Origin of the sequence: Nocardiopsis chromatogenes YIM 90109, from assembly GCF_000341185.1 — a bacterium.
Classification (GTDB): Bacteria; Actinomycetota; Actinomycetes; order Streptosporangiales; family Streptosporangiaceae; genus Nocardiopsis_A; species Nocardiopsis_A chromatogenes.
Genome location: NZ_ANBH01000314.1, coordinates 26070 through 47967, shown reverse-complemented (window position 1 = coordinate 47967; position 21898 = coordinate 26070). Strand labels below are relative to the sequence as shown.

17 protein-coding genes are annotated in these 21898 nt (G+C 70.1%); 11 read left to right on the top strand and 6 right to left on the bottom strand.

Going from position 1 to position 21898, the window contains the following annotated elements; all coding sequences use genetic code 11:
• Positions 1-21: 21 nt before the first annotated feature.
• Positions 22-270, top strand: a complete 249-nt coding sequence (locus tag D476_RS0127840) for a hypothetical protein (RefSeq protein ID WP_152529455.1) — start codon at positions 22-24, stop codon at positions 268-270.
• Between the two features lie 36 nt (positions 271-306).
• On the opposite strand, the gene D476_RS34810 is transcribed toward D476_RS0127840, so the two are convergent.
• On the bottom strand, positions 307-738 hold the full coding sequence (locus D476_RS34810; RefSeq protein ID WP_017627171.1) for a GNAT family N-acetyltransferase: 432 nt from the start codon (positions 736-738) through the stop codon (positions 307-309).
• 156 nt (positions 739-894) lie between these two features.
• Between D476_RS34810 and D476_RS0127830 the strand changes: the two genes are divergently transcribed.
• From D476_RS0127830 to D476_RS0127820, 3 genes are all read left to right on the top strand, one after another.
• Positions 895-1692: an SDR family oxidoreductase gene (locus D476_RS0127830; RefSeq protein WP_017627170.1), complete on the top strand. Its 798-nt coding sequence runs from the start codon at positions 895-897 to the stop codon at positions 1690-1692.
• A gap of 163 nt (positions 1693-1855) precedes the next feature.
• Positions 1856-2713: an alpha/beta fold hydrolase gene (locus D476_RS0127825; protein WP_017627169.1), complete on the top strand. Its 858-nt coding sequence runs from the start codon at positions 1856-1858 to the stop codon at positions 2711-2713.
• Between the two features lie 57 nt (positions 2714-2770).
• Positions 2771-4786, top strand: a complete 2016-nt coding sequence (locus D476_RS0127820) for a tetratricopeptide repeat protein (protein ID WP_083939669.1) — start codon at positions 2771-2773, stop codon at positions 4784-4786.
• Between the two features lie 207 nt (positions 4787-4993).
• On the opposite strand, the gene D476_RS34805 is transcribed toward D476_RS0127820, so the two are convergent.
• Positions 4994-6433, bottom strand: a complete 1440-nt coding sequence (locus D476_RS34805; RefSeq protein ID WP_083939668.1) for a serine/threonine-protein kinase — start codon at positions 6431-6433, stop codon at positions 4994-4996.
• 68 nt (positions 6434-6501) lie between these two features.
• On the opposite strand from D476_RS34805, the gene D476_RS0127810 reads away from it, so the two are divergent.
• The 4 genes from D476_RS0127810 to D476_RS0127795 are packed head-to-tail and all read left to right on the top strand — an operon-like array spanning position 6502 to position 15675.
• On the top strand, positions 6502-8190 hold the full coding sequence (locus tag D476_RS0127810; RefSeq protein WP_083939667.1) for a PD-(D/E)XK nuclease family protein: 1689 nt from the start codon (positions 6502-6504) through the stop codon (positions 8188-8190).
• Positions 8187-9095, top strand: a complete 909-nt coding sequence (locus D476_RS0127805; RefSeq protein WP_017627165.1) for a pPIWI_RE_Y domain-containing protein — start codon at positions 8187-8189, stop codon at positions 9093-9095. Before D476_RS0127810 ends, D476_RS0127805 begins: the two co-directional genes overlap by 4 nt.
• Before the next feature lie 14 nt (positions 9096-9109).
• Positions 9110-12946, top strand: a complete 3837-nt coding sequence (locus tag D476_RS34800; protein ID WP_017627164.1) for a pPIWI_RE_Z domain-containing protein — start codon at positions 9110-9112, stop codon at positions 12944-12946.
• Entirely contained in the window at positions 12943-15675 is a 2733-nt protein-coding gene (locus D476_RS0127795; protein WP_017627163.1) for a pPIWI_RE module domain-containing protein, read from the top strand. The genes D476_RS34800 and D476_RS0127795 overlap by 4 nt, the downstream gene beginning before the upstream one ends.
• A 150-nt stretch (positions 15676-15825) precedes the next feature.
• Here the strand turns inward: D476_RS0127795 and D476_RS0127790 are convergent, their stop codons facing one another.
• On the bottom strand, positions 15826-16632 hold the full coding sequence (locus D476_RS0127790) for an SAM-dependent methyltransferase (RefSeq protein ID WP_017627162.1): 807 nt from the start codon (positions 16630-16632) through the stop codon (positions 15826-15828).
• Between the two features lie 114 nt (positions 16633-16746).
• Positions 16747-17871, bottom strand: a complete 1125-nt coding sequence (locus D476_RS0127785; protein WP_017627161.1) for an Rv2578c family radical SAM protein — start codon at positions 17869-17871, stop codon at positions 16747-16749.
• Positions 17872-18046: 175 nt separating this feature from the next.
• Between D476_RS0127785 and D476_RS0127780 the strand changes: the two genes are divergently transcribed.
• Positions 18047-18169 carry a hypothetical protein gene (locus D476_RS0127780; protein ID WP_017627160.1) on the top strand — a complete coding sequence of 41 codons (123 nt, stop codon included), beginning with the start codon at positions 18047-18049 and terminating at the stop codon, positions 18167-18169.
• A 91-nt stretch (positions 18170-18260) separates the two neighbouring features.
• Here D476_RS0127780 and D476_RS0127775 read toward each other — a convergent pair whose 3' ends face one another.
• Entirely contained in the window at positions 18261-19562 is a 1302-nt protein-coding gene (locus D476_RS0127775; protein ID WP_017627159.1) for a phytase, read from the bottom strand.
• Positions 19563-19789: 227 nt separating this feature from the next.
• Here D476_RS0127775 and D476_RS0127770 point away from each other — a divergent pair, with 227 nt between their 5' ends.
• Positions 19790-20308 (top strand): O-acetyl-ADP-ribose deacetylase, encoded by a 519-nt coding sequence (locus tag D476_RS0127770; RefSeq protein ID WP_017627158.1) that lies wholly within the window; start codon positions 19790-19792, stop codon positions 20306-20308.
• A gap of 31 nt (positions 20309-20339) precedes the next feature.
• Here the strand turns inward: D476_RS0127770 and D476_RS0127765 are convergent, their stop codons facing one another.
• A complete protein-coding gene (locus tag D476_RS0127765) occupies positions 20340-21191 on the bottom strand; it encodes an NAD(P)H-binding protein (RefSeq protein ID WP_017627157.1) in 852 nt (283 codons plus the stop codon).
• Between the two features lie 109 nt (positions 21192-21300).
• Here D476_RS0127765 and D476_RS0127760 point away from each other — a divergent pair, with 109 nt between their 5' ends.
• Positions 21301-21798: a MarR family winged helix-turn-helix transcriptional regulator gene (locus tag D476_RS0127760; protein ID WP_017627156.1), complete on the top strand. Its 498-nt coding sequence runs from the start codon at positions 21301-21303 to the stop codon at positions 21796-21798.
• Positions 21799-21898 lie beyond the last annotated feature (100 nt).

Here is a 21898-nt window from a genome sequence, read left to right as displayed (position 1 = left end):
CCGGGCGAGGGGGTGTCCGCCGTGGAGGATCTCGGACTGTCCTGGCTGGCCTGGCTGGTCTCCATCGTCGCGGCGGTGGCGGTCCCGGTCGGAATCATCCTCCTGGTCGTGGGCCTGTTGACCTACGCCCGGCGCGACGCCGAACGCCGGGGCGGGGGGCCGGTCCCGCAGGACGGGGACACGGACGGCGGCGCCCCGGAGCCGGGCGGGGGCGAGGACGACGGGCCGGACGGCGAGGGGGACGACGGCGGGGGGCGCGGGCGGCCCTGATCCCCGCGCATGCCGAGGACGCCGCCGCACCGCCCCTCAGGCGGGCCGGTGGTCCATGGCCACGAGGCCGAATGCGGTTCCGTCGGGGCCGGTCCCCGCGTTCTCCCGGCGCTCGCGGACCACGAACCCCGACGCTTCGTACAGTGAGCGCGCGCGGCGGTTGTCGGCCTTCACGTCCGACACGTCCGACCACACGCCCCGCGCACCTCGCCGCTCGTACGCCCAGGCAGGAACGGCCTCCAGCAGCTCGCGCCCTCGCCCGGTCCCGCGATGAGCGGAGGCGACCACGATCCGGCGCAGCTCCACCGCCCTGTCGCCGGCGCGGTCTGAGCGCCCTTCCCCGGTGCCTGTCGCTCCGTCCACCGTGTGCAGCGCGGTGAGGTGTTCCACATCGGGGGCGGACAGGGCCCGGGTGTGCCACGCCGTCCCCGTCTCCCCCAGCCATGCCGAGGTGTCCGGCTCTCCCACTCAACGGGCCGGAGCAGGTCCTCAGCGACGGTCGGGCGGAGAGTCAGCATGGCGGAACGCTGGCAAGCGTCCGCCTCCAGGGCCTGAGCCCGACCCGCCTCCGCCCGCCGCAGGACCCCTGCGGCGGGCCTCATCGACGGTCTAGGCTGAGGGGCCATGCCCCTCCAGAGAACAGCCCTCGTCACGGGCGCCTCATCCGGCATCGGCAAGGCGGTCGCCCGCCTCCTCGTCGCACGCGGCTACCGCGTCTTCGGTACCAGCCGCGACCCCGGCGCCGTGTCCGACCCCGTTCCCGGTGTGGAGTACCTCGCGCTCGACCTGGCCGACGATGCGTCGATCTCGGCGTGTGCCGAGGCCGCCGGTGAGGTCGACGTCCTGGTCAACAACGCCGGGGAGAGCCAGAGCGGCCCCATCGAGGAGCTGCCCCGCGTCGCCTTGGAGCGCCTGTTCCAGGTGAACGTCATCGGCGCGGTGCGGCTGACCCAGCTCGTCCTCCCCGGCATGCGCGACCGGCGCTGCGGTCGCGTCGTGATGGTCGGTTCGATGCTGGCGAGTTTCCCGCTGGCCTTCCGCTCCTCCTACGTGGCCTCCAAGGCGGCGCTGAAGGGCTTCGCCAACGCCGCCCGGCGCGAGCTGGCGCCCTACGGCGTCGGCGTGACCACGGTCGAGCCGGGCTCCATCAACACCGGCATCAGCGAGCGCCGCACCCAGTACATCGCCGCCGACTCCCCCTATGCAAAGGAGTACCGGACGATGCTCACGGCCCTGAACGCCAACGAGGCGAAGGGCATCCGGGCCGGGGACGTCGCCGCAACCGTGGTCAAGGCGATCGAGGCGCCCCGCCCCAAGCCGTTGTACGCGGTCGGCAGCAACGCGCCCCTCGTGTTCGCCCTGCGGCGGGTGTTGCCCCGCACGGCGGTCGAGCGGATGGTCTACCGGAAGCACGGCCTGTAGGAACGTGGGTTCCTCCCCCGGAAAACCCGTGGAACGCGACGGCCCCGCGCACTAGGGTTCCGATCCGGCACGTCCTCCCCTGGGTGGAGCGCACCACTCCCGCTCAGGGGATTCGTCGTGTCCGGACCACCTGCACCCACGACAGTCAACAGGAGTCGTCACCATGGACGAGCCCTCCACCGGCACGCTCCGCGTCCCCGGCGCGGCGCTGCACTACGAGACCCGCGGGGAGGGCCCCCTGCTCCTGATGCTCCCCGGCGGGTCCGGGGTCGGCGAGCCGTTCGACGGGATGGCCGAGCGGCTGGCCGCGCACTTCACCGTCGCCGTCCTCGAACCGCGCGGCGCCCCGCGCAGCCCCCTCGACGACCCCGACGCAGAGCAGAGCGTCGAGGAGCACGCAGACGACGCCCTGCGGCTCATCGACCTGCTCTCGCCGGACGCCCCCGCGTCCGTGTTCGGGTCCAGCTCCGGGGCGATCACCGCGCTGGCTCTCACGGCGCACCGCCCCGACCGGGTGCGGCGCACGGTCGCCCACGAGCCCCCGGTGGTCGAGGTGCTGCCGGACGCCGACCGGCACCGCCGCATGTTCGACGAGGTCCACCGGGCCTTCCGGTCCGGAGGCGTGGAAGCCGCCATCGCGGTGATGGCCGAGGGCTTCGACGCCCCCGCGGAGGCCCCGGCACGCCCGCCCGGCCCGGAGGCGATGGCCCGCATGCACGCCGGGATGCCGTTCTTCCTGGACCGGATCGTCCCGCGGTTCACCCGCTTCGTCCCCGACACCGAGGCCCTGCGGGCCTCCGGCCGCCTCGTCCCGGCCCACGGGGCGGCCACCCGCGGCCGCCTCCCGGCCCGCCCGGCAGAGCGGCTGGGCGACCTGGTCGCCCACCCGTCCACCGAACTCCCGGGCGGCCACCTCGGCTACACGGCCCATCCGGAGGAGTTCGCGGAGGCGCTGCTGCGCCTGCTGCTCGAGGACGGCCGCTGCCCCGTCGGCACGGACGGGATCACCGACCTGCCCTGACCTCGCCAAGACGATTACAGGCGCGGCCCGGTCCCTGCTTATGGGCAGACTCCGGTCATGCCGAATGAACCCACTACCTGTGAGGCCCAGCCTCCAACGCCGGGCGAAGAGGATGTGCGGCAGTGCCCGACGCCGCTCCAGACCGACTGGCTCCCTGCCGATGTGGGCCATTTCGTATCGAGCGCGCAACACGCTCCTCTGACCCAGAGGACGCACCACGGCATCGCGCTCATCACCGGTGGACCCGGGGTCGGGAAGACGTGTCTGGCCATCCGATGCGCCCACGCATGGGCGAAGTACTTCCCTGACGGACGCCTGATCGTCGACATGCACGGGTTCTCCCCCGGAAACCCGGTGTCCACCGACAATGTCACTATGGCGCTCTTGGAGCAGCTCGGCGAGGCGCGAACGACCGCAGGAGAGAGCCGCGAAGGGCGCCGCATGCGGTTCCTCAGGGCCGCAGAGGCCCGAAGGCTCATCATCGTCCTCGACAACGCCCCGGACGGCGAAAGCGTCCTCCCGCTCGTTCCGCGCAGCGGGAATCAGGTCACAATCATAACGAGCCGCCGCCCGTTGGGCGGATTGATGGCCGTACAGATGCCCCGGAGGAAGGTCGTCCACATCCGACTGAAGCCGCTCTCGGACTCTGAGGCCCGTGAACTCTTCGCGGCCCACCTCGGCGAGGAACGCATGGCCTCCTCCCCCGAAGCGACGGAGATCCTTCTTCGGGTGTGCGGCGGAATCCCCCTGGCCATCACGATATTGGCCGCGCACCTGCGCCTGTATCCGGACGACCCCCTGTCATCGTTCACCTCAGGGCTCTCTGAAGCCGAGGGAAGGCTCGATCTCCTCGATCTCGACGAGCCCCGCTCCAGCATGAGGACGGTCTTCTCCTGGACGTACGAGAGGCTCGACCCCGCCCTCCAAGAGGCATTCGTCCTATTCGGCGCAGCTCCGGTACGGCGCCTGGATGTCAGGGCGGCCGAAGCCCTCTTCAGCACGACGGCCGCCGACAGGCGGCTCCGCCGCCTGCGCGATCTCCATCTCGTGCACAAGGATGCCGACGGCCGGTTCCGCATGCACGATCTTCTCCGCGACTACGCGGTATCGCTCCACCGCGCCGGGCACTTCGGCCGGGCCGGCGAGCAGGGCAACGAGAGGCTGATCCGATACTTCGCCGAGCGGAGCGCACCAACGGCGTCGGAGTCCGAACGGTGGACCGACCCCGATTTCGACGCACTCGTGACGGCCGCCACCTACGCCGCCGACCACGAGCAGGTCAGTGAGGCGTGCATCATCGCGGAGGCGATCACCGAGCCCCTGTGGCGACAGGGGAGGTCGGCCGAGTGCGCGGACATGCTCCGGCACATCATCGACGCCCTATCCCCCTCCACACCTGCGGTCCGCACCGCTCACTTCCTTCGGCAGTTGGCCATCTCCCTGCGCCGGACAGGCCGCTTCGAGGAATCCGCGGAGTTCGCCGAGCGGTCCCTGACCGTCTTGGGACCAGACCCCGATCTGCGATCGTCCACGGAGAGCCACTATGTGCACGCTGTCGCGCTCTCGTACGGCGGCAGGCACGGTGATGCCGTCCCCGCCTACCGAAGGGCCCTCGAAGGGTTCCGACAGACCGATGACCAGAGCAGCCTGGGCGATGCGTTGAACGGCCTGGGGTGGAGTCTGGCCGAACTCGGGGCCCCGTCGGCGGGACTCCCCTACTGCCTCCAGGCCCTCGACATCCATCGCCGATTGAATGACGAGAACAACGAGGCTGCCGACCTCGACAGCATCGCGTGCATCCACGGGCGCCTCGGTGACCACTCGGCGGCGCTCGCGTACTTCGGCCAGTGCCTCGACATCTACCGCCGGATCCGCCACCGCCCGAACGAGGCGCGGACCCTGGACGGCATGGGAGACGCGAGCAGCGCTGGAGGCGACCCTGAAGCGGCGCGCACGTCATGGCTGGATGCGGCCGCCATTATGGACGAAATCGACCGCGATGCCGCGAACGAGATCCGAAACAAGGCCGACGGCACACAGTTTCCCCCATCATCGGAACGCGGTATCCCGTGAGCCGACCGCATTTTGTCGATAATGTCTGCACGCGCAGGCACCATGGCGTAGATTCGAGCCCTCACCGGGCGATTGTGTTCCGCGTTCGGGGAGGTCGACCTGTGCCCGGCACACCGAGAGGGGAGATATGGACGAGCGACGCCCCACCAACCCGAAGAAGCCCCCGAAGAGGGCGTGACCGGCCGGGTGGGGCACCCCTCACCCGGCCTACGACTCGCCCTCGATCTCCCGGAGGAGTTCGAGGGCTTCGACGACCCGTGAGTGCTCCATTCCGACATGCGGTTCGGCCCGGTTCACGAGTTCACGCAGTTCTGCTTCGGCCTCGGCGCCCCGGCCTACCTCCTTCAGCATCCCGGCATAGTCCACCCAGATCTTGAGCGTCACCCTGTTCGCTGAGGTCAGGACCTCCTTGGCACTGAGAAGCAGGGACTCGGCCGCAGCGATCGCCGACTCCCTGTCACCGGCCTTCCACTGCTCCCGGACCTGGCGCAACCTCACGTTGGCAGACCTGTTGTTGAGGTCCGGTTCAGGGACGACGGCCGCCGGAGCCCTGAAGGCCCCGGTCTCGGCGTCCCCACGAGGGAGAGGGCGACACGGTTCCAGAAATGGCCTGGTGAGGTCATACGAGTCCCGCCCCACGAACCCATTCCCCCGAACAGGGATGTGGTCGATCACCCGTTCATAGACCTCCCAGGCATCGCAGGGGCGTTCCTCGGGCTCCTTGAGCAGCATCTGGTCCACGAGTCCGGCGAGTTTCGGCGGAACGCTCGAGTTCCTATCGAGGAGAGGCACAGGGGTCTCTGTCATGTGCGCCGCCATCTCCGCCTCGGTCGACCCCTCGAAGACCGGTCCGGCGCTCAGGGCTCTGTACATCACGCAGCCCAATGAGTAGAGATCGGACGCCTCGCTCACCTTCGCCTTGGCCCTGTTCTTCCTGTCGTAGGACTCGGGCGACCTGTAGCCCACCGTCCCGGGGCTCGGCTGTGACGTCCTCGTCATCCTGGCTATACCGGAATCGGTGGGAGTGGCGATCCCGAAATCGACGACCTTGACAAGACCAGCGCGATCCACCATCAGGTTGTCGGGTTTGACGTCTCGGTGGACGACTCCTTCGACATGCGCCTGAGCGAGGGCCGAACACACCTGAGCCGCGAGACATGCCGTCTCCTCCACGCAGAGTGAATGGTGCTCATCCAGGAGGTCACCGAGGGACCTGCCTTCGACGAACTGCATCACGATGTACCGACGCTTCAACCTCTTGTCGGGCTCATCGGCCACCAGGTCAAGGACTGTGGGGATCCCCGGGTGCTGAAGACGGGCCATGACACCCGCCTCGTACAGAAACCGCTCTTCCAACTCCTGGTAACTCCACCCGGCGTCCGCGAACGTCTCAGAGAAGTCCTCCTCCTTCAAGAGGAACTTCATCGCGACGTCCCGCTTGAACCGTTCGTCTCTCGCCCGCCAGACCTCCGCCATGCCGCCTTGCCCCAGCCGGGACAGCAGCGTGTACCGCTGGTCGGCCGTTCGCTCCCCTCGATCCACAGCACCCTCCCGCTTCAGACCCGGCCATTGACGAGTGGACTCTAGGGCACACGAAGAAGAATCCTGAAATCTTCCGCAAAGCGACCACGACGCGTGGCCACCCATGCCACAATCGCCCACCGGGAGGAACCTTGCCTTACCGTCCAATAGTCCCGAATCACCCAGAACCGGTCATGCGCATATATAGCGGATCCGCATACACCACGAGGGAGGAATGCCCGAAACACGTAGCCGCAAAGGCCGACTACGCCATAAAACGATCGAAACGCCGCGAGTCCCCGCTGCTCGCCGACATGGCCTTCGAGCCGCTCACCGCCGTTCTCGACCTCGTCGAGCATCGTGGGTACTCGGTCGAGGACGCCTGCGCCGCATTGCCCTCACCGGCGGACGGCCCCAGGATCCTCGTGAACGATCGCGTCCGCCCTCCCCATGAAGGCCTGCTGGCGTGGACCCGCCATGCCGCACGGGCGTACCTGGACGCCCTTGCCGCGGATGAGGACAGGGACGGACGGCAGCGAACCCCTGCCGCCGATCCATGGGTCCACCAGTATCTTCCGGGGAACGGTGAGCGCCCGCGCGAACTCTGCGCCTGGGGGCGCCGATACACGTTCCACGACAACGGAGAAACCTTCCGTGAGCTGCGCATCCCGGTCCTGGGCTCGCTCGAGCGGCGCCAAGGCGACAGGACGGCCAAGACCGCTGTCGAGGCCTTCGTCCTCGCGACGGGGACGCCTGTGGACAGCGATGTGCTCGCATCCGAGCCAGGACGGTACTGGGGTGGTGTTCCCTTCCCGATGCGGCACCCCGATGGGCGATCCCCTGAGGCGGCCCCCGGTCCCCGGCGGGTCCGCATCGTCGAAGTCTCCTGCCTGGACTCCGCCGTCTCACCGCCGTTGTTCGAGGGGGATGTCTCCGAGGCGAAAGCGTTCTACGCCGCCGAAGGGCGGGGGAGACTACGCACCGTGGTCCGCGCCGATGCGCGCGTTCCGGGCTCCGACTGTGTGTCCTGCAAGGTGCACCCGGGCTGCACCGCGCTGCCGAGCGTGCAAGGGCTGCTCGGTGTGTCAAGCAAGCGGCGTCCCCGCAGGACATGGTCGGTCACGACCGGGCGCTACTACGAAGACTGCCCCGCCAAGGCGCACTTCCGGGAACTCCGGCTCCCCACCGAGGCCGGCGTGGAATACCCCGCGCCCGTCCGACAAGGCCACGCCGTCCACGCCTGGCTGCAGCGGCTGCATGAACGCCGCCCCTTCCGGCCGTGCACCGCAGACGACCTCCCGGAGGATCCCGGATCCTGGTCCGCAGGCCAATGGCTCCTGGAAGGCGAAGACGCCCGCCGGGCAACCGAGATGCTCGCGGGACACATCGAGGTGTGTCCGCTCAAGGACGTCTCCCCGATCACGGACGTCCGGATGGAGCAGACCCTGGCCGCTGAAGACCCGGAGGCCGACGTCGTCGTCCTGGCCAAGGCCGACATGCTCTTTCACCGCGACGGCTCACTGGTCTACCACGAGCTGAAGACCAGCGGCTCCATCACCCCATTCGGCAGCCGCCGACTGATGTGGAGACATCCTCAACTCGCCCTGGCGGTCCACCTCTTCGCCCGCGGGGTCATCGAACCAGGCCCGATGTCAACGGTGGAACTCGAGACGCTCACACCGAGCGGCCCTGACGTGCGGACCATCGACCCGCGATCAGAATCGGCCCAGGCCCGAGCGGCCGAGGTCGTCCATGGGCTCACCGCCCACTGGTACGGCGAGGAGCGTTTCCCGCCCGCCCCGGATCCCAAGGTCTGCGGCCGCTGCCCCTACCAGCGGTGGTGCCCGTCCGCCGATCCCGGAGAGGATCCGGAAGAGCGGTGAACGAGCCGAGTACCGATGCCCCGAAGAGCACCGCGCTGCAGGACCTCTTGACCGGAGGCCCCTACGACGACCAGACCGCCGAAGAGGTTCTGCGGATGGTCGCCCTGACCGTCGTCGAGCTCGCGGATCTGCCCGGCAACATTCCTCTCGCTCCGCCTTACCCCCGGACGGCGCAGATGGTCATCGACCGCATCTGCCTGCTTGGGGCGTACCGATACCCGGAAGCCGGCCCCGGAGAAGGCGGAGGTGGACGTTATCCGCGCGGTCTCACCGACCTCCTGGCCTGGTGCCGGGACCGCCCCCTGTGCGACTGGACCTTCCTGGAACTGCCCGAGAGGTTCGACGAGGTCACAGAACGGCTCATCGAGACCGGCCCGCTACGCCCCTCGCCGCTGTGCCTGCGGCTCTCCTACGGGGTCGACACGAACACACCCCGCCGTGAGGTGGAGAGGCGGGTCATGCGCGCGGTTCTCGATGCCTACAAGGAGACCGGCAGGGACGAGGGATTCACGGAGTTCCGGAACCGGATCATCGAGTGCCCCGTCCAGTCGGGCCGGGACTACGCCTTGTCGGCGCTGCACCCCATCGGCGGCGTCCACCCCCAGGACCTCCCGATGGACCTCGTCTACACACCGGTCCACGACAAGTACTTCAGCTCCGCGGGGGAGGCCAGCACCTGCCGGTACTGCGGCCTCCTTCTCATCCCCAAAGGCCGCGGCTGGACATGCGAGATCACCTACTGCCGCAGCCGCACACAGGCCGCGGTGGACCGCGTCCTGCACCGCGACGACGGCATGCCGCTCCACGTCGTGCGCCCCATCCGCGAGCTGATCGTGGCACCCGCCCGGATCCACGCGTCGGAACGCGAATCCCCCCATGTCCCCGCCCCCGACCGAGAGCTCTGACCCCGAAGGATCCGATGCGCGATATTCGAGCCCACCTAGAGGCGGCCTCCGGCCATCTGTCCAAGGCAGAGAAAGGCGTATTCCAGAGTCTCCTCAAGCACGGCACCCCTGAGCCCCTCGACTACACCATCGAGCTCGGCCTTCGTGTCCTGGAAAGAGTCGCGTCGCTCTCGGACTCGGCCAGGGAGCTGCGCGCCATCGACGGATGGACCCTCTTCGGCGGGTACCCCTTCGCCCGCGAGGCCGGGATCATCACCGGGCCTCGGTCCGATGAGATCGTCGGGATCCTGCGTGCCGCCCGTCACCACCTCGAAGCCATGCACCGGCGGGCGACCTGGCACTCCGGGCTTGAGCGCTACCTCACGCTCCCCGAGCTCGTCCGCGGTTACTCCATCCCAGACCTCTCCCGTCCGGCCGAATGGCGCTCACCCTCACGCGCCGCGAACCGTCGCGACATCTACGACGTGCTTCTCTCGTCCTCGCCGCCCTTCAGGACGAGCCCTCTGAAACCCGCCGAGCCGGGCCCGCACCGGTTCCGCAGCCCTCGGATCGGAACCGAGAACGTCGTCATCCCCGACGATCTTCCGGACACCGACGTGTCCGAATTCGACCTGACTTCCTCGCCCTCCCGGGCGGAGTTCACCGTTGCGGTGAAGGAACTGGAGGATACGGCGCGCGCCATGGTCGGACTCGACCTCCGGGAGACCTCCGAGGGCGAGCGGAGACACGACGACTGGGAGCGCCGGTTCCACAGCATGGAGCTGTTCACCATGGACGGCTCGGAGGATCGCTTCACAAAGGCCGACAAGCTGGTCGTGGACGGTCTGCTGCACCTCATCGGCATCCCCGGGGTCGGGAAGAGCACTCTGCGCGACATCGTCGCCGCGCACACCGTGGTCGACAGGCACGAACACGTCACCCTGGTCGTCGGAGACGTCTCCGAGGCGCTCCGAGTCGTCGAGCGCTTCAACCGGATGGGGCGAGCCGCCCGGCAGAAGGTCCTCGAAGGCGATGCGCGCTACGAACGGTGGGCCCGCCTGCACGCCGCCCCGATCATCGGTTCGTCCACCCGCGAGCAGCACACCGCCCGATTGCACCGCCGGGTGGGCCAGATCTACGACAGCCCCTTGGCCCATTACGACGAAGCCTTCGCCCACATGAGCACCGCCTGCCCTTTGAGTGCGCTCCGCGGCACAGAGGCGAGCGACCCGCTGCCATTCGCCGATGCACCATGCCAGTCGCTGATCCCGATCAGTAGGCCCGATTCCTCAGGCCCCCTCGCCGAGCCCGAGGAGCTCGGCGTCAGGCGCGGCTGCCCGCTGTGGGGCCGCTGCCCCCGCCACGACACCTCCCGCGACCTTCGGACGGCGACGATCTGGGTGGCCACGCCCGAGTCCCTCGCCATCACCTCCCTGCCCCGGCACCAGAACGCCGAGCGCGTCCGCTACCTGGAGCTGGCCTGCCACACCAGCGGAATGTTCATCGTCGATGAGGCCGACCAGGTCCAGATCCGCCTGGACCAGGTGTTCGCACCGACCGCGACGCTGTACAAGCCCGGGAACGACTCCTGGCTGGACGAGCTCGACCGTCATAAGGTTGCGGAACTGGCGCAGGCGGGGCGCGTCCAGCTCGCCGACGGCGACGTCGACCAGTGGACCTCGGCCCTGGACACCGTCTCCACCACGGCCGATCGTATCTACGCGATGCTCGTCAAGGACGAGCAGTTGAGGACGTGGGTGGGCGCGGACTTCTTCAGCGTGTGGTCCTTGCAGTTGGAGCTGGTGAATCGGTGGCCGACGACCAGATCCTCCGACGACGTGATGCGCGCCGAGAAGGTCGGCACAACGCGGGCGGAGACCGCGCGACTTCTCGACCGCCTCTCCCCGGACCGCGTAGCGGCGCCCGACAGCGAGCAAAGAGAGCACACCACCGGTCCGAGATCGGACGACACGCGACAGGCCGGGCGCAAAGAAAAGCGCGACGAAGTCCTCGCCATTCTGGACGGTTTTAGGGACGATCCGGTCGGTGACAGGGACGAAGCGCTATCCGACGACCCCGAACCGGATCCGCAGTCCCTCCGCCTCGCCGATCTCGCACGCCGCCTGCTCACCAACAGGCCTGGGAACCCGCGCGTCGCCCGAGAACTGGAGGCGGCCCTGTGTGCCCTGACCGGCCTACGCAATCCGGGCACGATCCCTGACGCGGAGTGGGGGAGCGCTGAAGAGCGAAACAACGTTCGGTCCGAGTTCGAACAGGAGCGGCGCAGGTTCGAGTTCACCCTCCTCCTCGCGGTCATGCACGACCGGTTGAACCTGCTGACGATGCTCTGGCCACGGGTGGAGGCGGCACTCAAGCTCGAGGCGTCCGGGAATGAGCTATACCGCAGGTCACCTCCCGACTACGCGCCCCACATCCCCGAGTCCCCGATGGGCAACATTCTCGCCTTCCAGTTCTTGACCGAAAGGTTCGGGGACTCGGCCCATACGGGGGAGCTTCGCTTCTTCCAATGCACCGGAGTGGGACGGGAACTGCTGCGCGCGTTGCCCTCCCTGGGGTCGGCCGACGGCGGCAGAGGGCCGAACGTGATCCTGATGTCCGGAACGAGCTGGGCCGGTGCCTCCACCCGCTATCACGTGGCTGAAGACGTGCGAGCCGTGTTGAGCGCCCGCCCCGACGAGGGTCGGCGGTCGACGGCGAGTGGAAACGCGCTTCCGTCCAGGAACCGCACGCCTGAGGATGCCTCAGGTCCGAGAGTCACCATGCACCCGGCCTTCGTTCTCGGCCGACCTCCCTCGTCCCCGCCTGACGCCCCGAAGCGGCCTCTACGGCTCTCCGGCACGCCCCTCGAAGACCGGAACGACATTCTGCGACAGATGGTCCGCGGGCTCGCGCGCCCGGATCCGGAGAGCACGGACGGCAGGTCCAGGTTCAAAGCAGAGATCGCTCTGCTCCCCCTTCAGCGCAGGCATCTCCTCGTGCTCGTCGGCAGCTATAAGGACGCGCGGCTCGTCGCAGAGGAGATCAACGCCACCGCCGATTGGCACGGCAAGGTGTGCGCCCTGATCTCGGACGACGAGGACCTTCCCACGGACTCCCGATCCTCCGATCCCGACGTCTCTTCGTCCGTACCCGTTCTCCGCCGTGGCGACCTCGCCGGCTTCCGGGACACCGGACGCACGATCCTGGTGGCCCCCCTGCTCTCCGTGGAACGCGGGCACAACATCCTCAACCGGAGCGAGGAGGCGATCTTCGGGTCGGTCTACTTCCTCTCCCGCCCCTTCCCCCAGCCAGGGGACATCGGAGTGCTCGTGCACGCGCTCAACGACCTCACCGTACGGCGGACACTTCCGGGCGGCCGGTTCGGCGACGTCGTCCAGCAGCACGAATACCTCGACGATGCCGGGCTGGCCTGGCGCCGCGAGGCCCGGCGGGAACTGCGAAGGCTCGCCAACCGCCAACTGTCCTGGAAGAGCCTGTCCGAGGAGGACCGCGAGTATCTGACCTGGGACCTCCTCGTCGTCCTGTGGCAGGTGATCGGCCGCCTCACCCGAGGCGGGGTGGACGCGCGGGTGCACTTCGTCGATGCGGCCTTCGCCCCGAACATGGCCGAAGGCGGAGCAAAGGACACCGCCCGGACCAGCCTTCTGGTGAGCATGCGCGACGTGCTCGCCCCCTATTTCGGAGACGCTCCACCCCGGACCAGAGGCGGAACGCCACAACACCGCCTGCCGGTGCGCCCTTCCACCGAGTATCTGGCCGGTGCCCTCTACCGGCCGCTGTACAACGCCCTGGTCGAGCTTCTGGGCCGACCGTCGCCCGCTACCGAGCGCAGCGCACGAGGAGCACGTTGACGTACAAATCCATCACGCTCACCGCCTACCTGCCGTCAGCGGAGCGGGAACTCGTCCATCCCTTCCACGTCCTCCCCCTACCGGGCACCCTCCGGGAAGCCTTCGCCGAGTTCCACCGCACCAGGTTCAGCAAGCCCGATGAGCACCTGAACGAGAGCTTCCCCATCAAGCGGTTGAACAGCGTTCTGGCTGCGGCCGCACCGGACATCATCTCCGTCGCCGCCCCCGTCGCCGTCGAAGATGACGCACCGTGGTTGTTCGCCCACAGGCCCGTGGATCAGTTACTGATCAGCGGCATTCTCAAACTCTGGCTGAACCGGACGAAGCCCGTCAGTTCCGGTGCGATCGATCCCACGGACACGTTCGACCTCATCGATGCCACTCCTCTCACCTGGGAGGAGCAGCACATCGACCTGAGGAAACAGACCGTCAACGCCCAGTCGACCGCCGAGCCCGCTCCCCGCCTCTACCACCTGCTCCCTGACTTCCTGGCACGGCGCATCAGGGCCGCCGGCCCCTTCATCGGTGGCAACGGCCAGGCCCACCACTTCCTCGAGACCCCGGGGAGTACGCGGCGGGCCGAGCTCGTCTCCTGGCCCCCGGCCGTCGACGAGGCCGGTGGGACCGGGGCCCGCTTCTCCTACGTCATCACTATCAGCGTTCAGACCATCCCCTTCACCGACCGGTTCCGCGTCCATGTGCGGACCGGCGTCCGTCGATGGATGGACACGCCCGGCCCCGGCGGAACCCTGTACACCGGAAGGCGCTCGGTCTCGGTCCATCTGCTCACCCGCTCCCCGTTCACAGGGGCCTCCGTCGAGCGCGACCGCATCGCCGTGAACCGATTGCGCTACCGGTCGAAGGAGGGGGCCCACGTGTGGAGTATCACGGACGGTCCCGATCTTCCCCCCGGGGCCAACGTCCTGCCCCGCATGCCCGACGCCCGGGAACTGGTCACCGATCCAGGGCGGTGGCTGGACGGCGTCGACGGAGTGTTCGCCGCGATCCCGTACAACACCGGCATGGGGTCCCATGCCATAGGCGCAGGGCTGATGGCGGGGGACCGAGTGCCGCTGATGGAGCTCATCGACGACGCCCTCGCGCCGCTCATGGAACGTGCGCCGGTGTGCAAGCGGCTGCCCGTGCCCAATCACCCCTCCAACCACCCAGGCACACCGGGGGGCGCCAAGGCGGACACCCCTGAGTGGAGTGTGGAGGTTCGGGAACGGCGTGATCGCCTCCGCGAGTTCGCGGGAGATACGCCGTTCGTCGTACGCGTCCATTGGCAGGAACAGGAGACCCGGGACGCCCTCGTGTCCGCGCTGCGCGAGCTGTTGGACCTCCCGCCGGAGGAGTCTGCGGGCGACGACCTCTCCTGGAGCCTTCCCGGTCTGGAGCTTCGCGTCCAGCTTCGCCCAAGCGGCCCCCTGGCGTCCCCGCTGGACATCGGCGCCCGTACCAAGATCAGCAAGGAGGACCTGCGGAAGGCCATCGGTCAGCGCCGCGGTGAAGCGGAGGCGACCATGGGTGACGGCCCGAAGAAGGACACGATCCTTCCTACTGTGGCCTTGGTGGAGATCGAGGCGGAGTTCAAGGACGCTCGAACCGACCCCAAGTTCGCCGTCCGGCTCGGCTGTGCCGATGCCGGAGCCGTGACCCAGTTCATCCAGACGGCCGAGACCTCGGACCTGAAGAAGAATCGCGCATACCGCGCGCGGGCCTGTTGGCTGGACGCCTTCCGGCAGCTCGGAGTATCCCGCGTCCCGCTCCACACCTTCCGTGACAGCCTCCCCCCGGATCTGCAGTACGTGTCCGTGTGGATGGCGAAGCGGCGGTGGGACGGTCCCACCCGCACACCGACGTGGCGGTTGTTGGCCCTACGTGTCCGTCCTGAGGACGGTGTGAACGCTGTGAGCGGGTGGCACTCTGATGAGCGCCGCTGGGTGAGTTACCCGGAGTACCTGCGCTGGCTGGCATCCGGGGCCGATCCGGAGGAGGTCGCCGACATCCAACTCGGCGCGTCCGAAGAGGAGCAGGCGGCCGAGGAACCCACCGCGCCCGAGCGCCAGACCTCCAAGCCCCGCAAGGAGACCCGTTGGGAGAGGCGCCTACGGACCAACGCCCTTCTGCGGCCCATGGTCGCCCAGTTGAAGGAGCGGCCCACCTTGCTGATGACGCATGCGCAGAACCTTCGTGACAGTTGGACCTGGCTCCGCAACGGTGACGTCGAACGTGATCGGATCAGGCTCGGGGACGCCGAAGAGGAGACCGTCCCCATCGAGCACTGGGGAGGGGGGCTGCGGCTGATCCGAGTCCGGGACAATGCCGAGGATGAGACGCCCCAGTGGTACGGAACCGGGCGCGACAACGGGCTCCCCGCCGGGATCTGGCCGCTCGTCGATGCGCCTGACCAGCGTGTCTTTTACAGCAGCACGGACCGTCCGGTCACCTACTCCAAAGCCTCGGTCGCGGCGAGGCGAGAGGGGAAGCGGACCACCGAGCACGGGAACGTCTCCGACGCCAAAAAGGATGCCAGGAACCCCAACCTCCTGGAGATCGCGGTCTTGGCCTGCCGCTCGGGGGCCGGAGCGGACGACCCCCATGAGTGGGCCGCCTGCGCGCACCAGATGCGCTACGCGCCGGACCTCCAAGCCCCGTTGACCCTCCCCTACCCTCTGCACATGGCCAAGCTGGCCGCCGAGTACGTGCTCCCGACCAGCGAGGAATGACGCGCTCCGGCGTCCGGCCGGGGCGGCGGACGAAGCGGCCGCAGCCCCGGTCACGCCCTGGCAGCATCAGCCAACAGGGCACCGAACACGCCGACGTCCCTGAGAGCCGCCTCATCGACGGACCCGAATCGGACGGCGGCTCCGGTGGGGTCAGGGCTTGCGGGCCACTCCGCAGAACTGTTCCACGTCGCGGAGCTCGCCGACCTCTGCGGGGATCGGGCGCCAGCGGGTGGCGCTGACGACGCCCGGCTCAAGCAGCTCCAGGCCGTCGAAGTAGCCCGCCAGTTCCTCGGTGGAGTGGGCCCGGTACGGCAGTGCCGCGCCCTCGTTCCAGCGGCGCAGTGCCTCCTGTTCGGCCTCCCCTTCCGGCAGGACCAGGTCGCACAGGGCCAGGAAGCTGCCGGGGGCGAGTGCGTCCATGTACCCGTGGACGATGCTGCGCGCCTCCTCGTAGGAGGTGACGTGGCCCATCGTGCCGAGCACGGTGAGCGCCACCGGCCGGTCGAGGTCGAGCACCTCGGCGGCGGCGCGCAGCACCTGGTCGCGGTCGTGCAGGTCGGCGTCGACGAACGAGACCAACCCGTCTCCGGCGAGCAGCGCCCGGGCGTGCGCGACCACCATGGGGTCGTTGTCGACGTAGACCACGCGCGCGTCCGGGGCGGCGCGCCGGGCGACCTCGTGGGTGTTGTCGTGGGTGGGCAGCCCGGTCCCGATGTCGAGGAACTGCCGGATCCCCTCCGCGCCCGCCAGGTGGCCGACGGCCCGCCGGAGGAACTCCCGGTCGGCGCGGGCCCCCTCGACGATCTGGGGGTAGGTCTCGATGATGCTGTCTCCGAGCGCGCGGTCGACGGGGTAGTTGTCGCGCCCTCCGAGCCAGTAGTTCCACACCCGGGCGGAGTGCGCCACGGTGGTGTCGATGCCGGACGGTGCGGGCGGGTCGGCGGGGGTATGGGCCATGGGGGGCGCTTTCCGTTTCCAACGCGGCGGGCGGACCCTTCGGACACTACCGCGCGAGAATGCGGAACCCCTTACGCCCCAGGGCTTTTCGCTCGCTCAGAACACATCGGGAGGTCACAGCAGCCGCATCTGCCGGGGCGCCTCGGCACGGTCCGCACGGTCCGCGCGCCCACCTGCGTGTGTGCGCTGCCGGTGGCCGCCGGAGCCCCCGCCGGAGGCCGCCCCTGCGCTCTCCCCTCTCGCCGGTCGGCNCCGCCCGCCGATCCCGTACCGGCGGGCCGCCTCCCGCACGCGGGCCGCGACCAGTTCCCGGTAGGCGGCGGGCGCATAGGAGCCCTTCCCGTACAGCTCCCGGTAGAGCGGGACGAGGCGGGGGTGCTCGCGCGCGAGCCAGGCGGCGTACCACTCCCGGGCCCCGCCGGGGCGCAGGTGCAGGACGATCGGCGTGACGCTGCCCGCCCCGGCGGCGGCGATCGCGGACACGGCGGCGTCGACCGCCTCCGGCGAGTCGGTCAGCCCCGGCAGCACCGGCGCCATGAGCACCGAGCAGCCCAGCCCCCGGTCGGCCAGGGCCCGGACCGTGTCCAGGCGGGCGCGGGGCGTGGGGGCGCCGGGCTCGACCGAGCGGGCGAGGGGCTCGTCGACGGTGCCGACGGACACCGCCAGCCGCACGTCGGTGACGCGGGCGGCCTGTTCGAGCAGGTCGGCGTCGCGCAGGATGAGGCGCCCCTTGGTCAGCACGGAGAAGGGGTTGGCGGCGTCCCGCAGCGCGGAGATGATCTGCGGCATCAGCCGGTAGCGGCCCTCGGCGCGCTGGTAGGGGTCGGTGTTGGTGCCCATGGCGATCGGCTCGCCCTCCCAGGAGGGGCGGGCCAGCTCGGCGCGGAGCAGTTCCCCGGCGTTGACCTTCACCAGGATCTTGGTATCGAAGTCGCGCCCGGCGTCCAGGTCGAGGTAGGTGTGGCTGCGCCGGGCGAAGCAGTAGACGCAGGCGTGGGCGCAGCCGCGGTAGGGGTTGAGGGTCCAGCGGAACATGGGGGACTCGCCGGGTACCCGGTTGATGATCGAGCGCGCGCGGATCTCCACCGCCACCGGCTCGCCGTCGCCTCCGGCCACGGGGCCGCCCCCGGGCGCGCCCAGTCCGGCGCGGCCGGTGCCCCGTTCGGGTGCGGGGGCGATGTCCTCTCGGCCGAACAGGGCCTCCCCGTCCCGGTCCCCTCGTAGGTCCTCCCAGCGCATGACCGTAATCCGAACATGTATTCGATGGATTGTCCAGTCCGTCGCCCTCCTTGCCCGAGAGGCCGGACGGCCCCTATGACTGGTGCACCACCCCTTGGAGAACGACGTTGAGGACGCGATGAGCGGACGCAAGAAGAAGAGCAGGCCCCGGAAGGGCAGAGGCGGTAAGGGATCAATGGAGATCCGCCGCGGCCCCACCCGTGACCCGGGCGGCACCGGGAACGTCGGGTGCATGATCCTCGGAGCGGGCCTGGTGCTGGTCGCCCTGGCCGTGGCCGCCCTGGAACTGTTCGGCTGAACGCGGGACGGCCGCCCGGGGCGCCTTGCCCGAACGGACGGCCGTCCCGCCGTCACACACTTGAGAGCGCGCGGCGTCCTCAGTCGTCCAGTCAGTCGTCCAGGACGTCCTCGGCGACGTCCTCCCACTCGGCGTAGGCGAAGCCCGTGGCGTCACCGCGCCCCGGGGAAGGCTCGGCCTCGCCGTCCTGGACGACGATGAGGCCCTCGTCATAGTCGTCGCCGACCGGGCGGCTCACCACCTCCAGGCCGTCGGTGTGCTCGACATCCTCCACGGAGAAGGAGCCCGCGTAGGCGCCGTCCTCGCGGTCGTACAGGGCGAAGGTGTCGTCCCCCTGGCTGGACGCGACCACGTGGCCCTCCCCGTCGCCGTCCCGCTGGAGGGTGACGCCCTCGACGTCGGCGGTGAGCACGTCGCCGCCCTCACCCGGGTCGGCGTCCCAGTCCACGACGCACTCCTCGTCCCGGTCGGCGTCGTAGGTCCAGGGCACGCCGAAGGAGCGGACGCGGTCGACCTGCTCGGCCTCGCCGAAGCCCGCGCCGGTCAGGCCGATCCGCCACAGGCCGACCGCCTCCTGCCCCGCGTACAGGGCGCCCGCCTCCGCGTCGACGACCATGCCCTCGACATGCGGCCGCTCGCCCGGGTCGGTGCACGGCGCCCACCGGGTGCCGTCGGAGAGGGCGAAGGAGGAGGGCAGGTCGACGGTGTCGACGTGCTCGTAGCCGACCGCGCCGCCGCTCTCGGTCAGCCGCAGCAGGGCCAGCGTCGTCTCGTCGGCCCGGCTCACGACGGCGTAGGACTCGCCCCTTTCGGTGAAGGCGGTCAGGCCGTAGGCGGTGCGCTCGTCGGCGGCCCCGGCGTCGTCGGCGGAGAAGACGGTGGGCATGCCGGAGCCGGTGACGTCGCGCAGCGGCGGACGGCCGTCCTCGGCGGCGTCGGCGTCGATCGCGAAGAGGCGCACGCGGTCCTGGCCGCGGTCGCTGACCACGGCCAGGTCGGTGGCGCGCCCGCCGACCGGGAAGCCGCGCACGATGTCGACGTTGTTGAAGCGCCCGGCGGGCCGGTCGCCCTCGGCGGCGGGGGCGCCGACGTGCTGGACGAGGTCGCCGTCGAGGTCGTAGACGTCCAGGCCGGCGTTCTTCAGGGTGCCGATGACGAGGCTGTCGTCGGTGTCGTCGGGGTGGACCCACACGGCCGGGTCGTCGGCGTCGGCCTCGGCGCCCTCCTCGTCGTCGTACACGGGCGGGGTGCGGTCCTCGGCCTCGATGACCGGGACCCCGCCGGTGCGGGAACCGTCGGCGGGGACCGCGGGAGCGGCGTGGGCGGTGGCACCGGCGAGGAGCAGCGGCGACGCGAGCACCGAAGCGCAGACCACGGGGAGGGGGCGGATCACGGACTCCTCCAGAAGTCGGGGGATCAGGACCCGGGAAGGCTAGGGAGCCGAAGTGAACCGCCCATGACCCGGAATCGAATGCGCGGAGTGCCCTGCCGTGGGACCTGCGGCGCGGCGCTCAAGGGTGGTCCGCGCCACCCCGGCCGGGCGCGTCTCCCGGGGCGCGTCCCGGGCCGGTACCGCGCGAACGCCTGAGGCGTCGCCCCCCAATGCGGTAGAAATCCGGTGTGGACATCGAACTGGTGCAAGGCGACATCACTGAGCAGCACGTCGACGCGGTCGTGAACGCCGCCAACTCGTCACTGCTGGGCGGCGGGGGCGTCGACGGCGCGATCCACCGGCGGGGCGGTCCGGAGATCCTGGCCGAGTGCCGCCGCCTGCGGGACACCCGGTACGGGAAGGGACTGCCCGCAGGGGAGGCGGTGGCCACCACGGCGGGCCGCCTTCCCGCGCGCTGGGTGGTGCACACCGTGGGACCGGTGCACAGCGCCTCCGAGGACCGGTCCGCCGTCCTCGTCTCCTGCTACACACGTTCGCTCGAGGTCGCCGACGAGCTGGGGGCGACGTCGGTCGCCTTCCCCGCGATCTCGACCGGCGTGTACCGCTGGCCGATGGAGGACGCGGCCCGTATCGCCGTCGAGACGGCACTGGGCGCGTCGACGGGTGTGCGGACCTGCCGCTTCGTCCTGTTCGACGCCCCGGCCTACGCGGCGTTCGAGCGCGCTCTGTCCGCGGGACGGGGGTGAGGTGCGGCCCCCGCCCGGGCCCCGGGACCCATCAGGAGGAGAAGTCCTTCCGATGGGCCCGCGCCCACTCGGCGAAGGGGCGCGCGGGATGGCCGGTGACGCGCTCGACCGTGTTGGTGACCGGCGCCGGAACGCCGACGGCGGCCGCCTCGGCGTCCAGGAGGACGTCGAGGACCTCCGCGGGCATCCATGCCTCGCGCCGCGCCATCGCCTCCTCCCGGCTCGGGACGTCGATGGGGATCGGGGTTCCGACGGCGTCGCCGACGGCGTCCACGATGTCGCGCAGCCGCATCGACTCGGGACCGGTGGCCACCTGGAACCGGGCGCGGTGGCGATCCCGGGTGAGGAGGTCCGCCGCCACCTCGGCCACGTCGTCGAGGTGGACCGGGTTGACCTGCGCGTCCGGGTAGGGCAGCGCCACCCGGCCGCGCTCCTTGATCTGCCCGGCCCAGTCGCGCTGGGCGTTGCCCGCGAGCCAGGCCGGGTACAGCAGCGTGGACGGCGGCCCGGCCTCCTCGACCGCCTCCTCCGCAGCGCGGTGCGCCCGGCCGATGACGCGGTCGTGCTCTCCGGCCTCGTAGGAGGCCGGAGAGGACAGCAGCACGAGGTGTTCGACCCCCGCCCGGCGGGCCTCCTCCAGGAATGCGCGCAGGTCGCCGCTGAGTGTGGCGGCCGCGTACAGGAACACCGTGCGCACCCCCTTCAGCGCCGCGTCGGCGTTCCGGGGATCGGCGACGTCCAGCTCGACGGCCTCGGTTCCGGGCGGCGCCGTGAGCGCGCCCGTATCCCTGGCGGATGCCCGGACGGGGTGCCCGGCCGCGGCGAGCGTTCCCGCCACCCGTCGGCCGATACTCCCCCGGACCCCGGTGACCAGCACGGTCATTGCACGTCCCTTCCGCCGGGCGCCGCGACGGCGGCGCCGGCCCCGATAGACTCGTGCCCGCATCGAAAATATTTGCTTTAGAAACAAAACTAGTTTGGGAGCAAATATATTGTCAACGGAGCACGGCCCCGGCGAGGGCGCGGACGGCCGCGCCGCGGACGACGGACTCACCGCGGACGAGGGGGTCCGGACCATGCTGCTGCTGATGCCCCGCCTGGTGGGCCGCGCCAAGCGCACGCCGGTCCCGGAGGCGCTGCGCTTCCTCGACCTGGCGCCGCGCCACCTGTCGCTGCTGGCCTTCCTGCTCTTCGAGGGGCCCCTGACCGTCAACGGGCTCGCGGCACGGCTGGAACTGGCCCCGACGACGGTCAGCCTGATGGTCGGTGAGCTGTCCCAGAAGGGCGTCGTGGAACGGGGCGAGGACCCCGCGGACCGGCGGCGCACGATCGTGTCCCTGGCCGAGGCCAACCGGCGGGCCGTGGACGACTGGCTCGCCGTCGGGGCCCGCGCCTGGTACACGGCCCTGGAGCCGCTGAGCCCCGCCGAACGCCGGACGGTGGTCGAAACCCTGCTCACCTACGAGCGCGAGGTCGCCCGGGAGGGCTGACGCCGGACGACGCCCGGGGCCGAAACGGTGCTTCAGGCGCCCGGTTCATTGCCGTGTTCGGTTCTTTGCCGTGTTCGGTCCTTTGCCGTGTTCGGGTGTC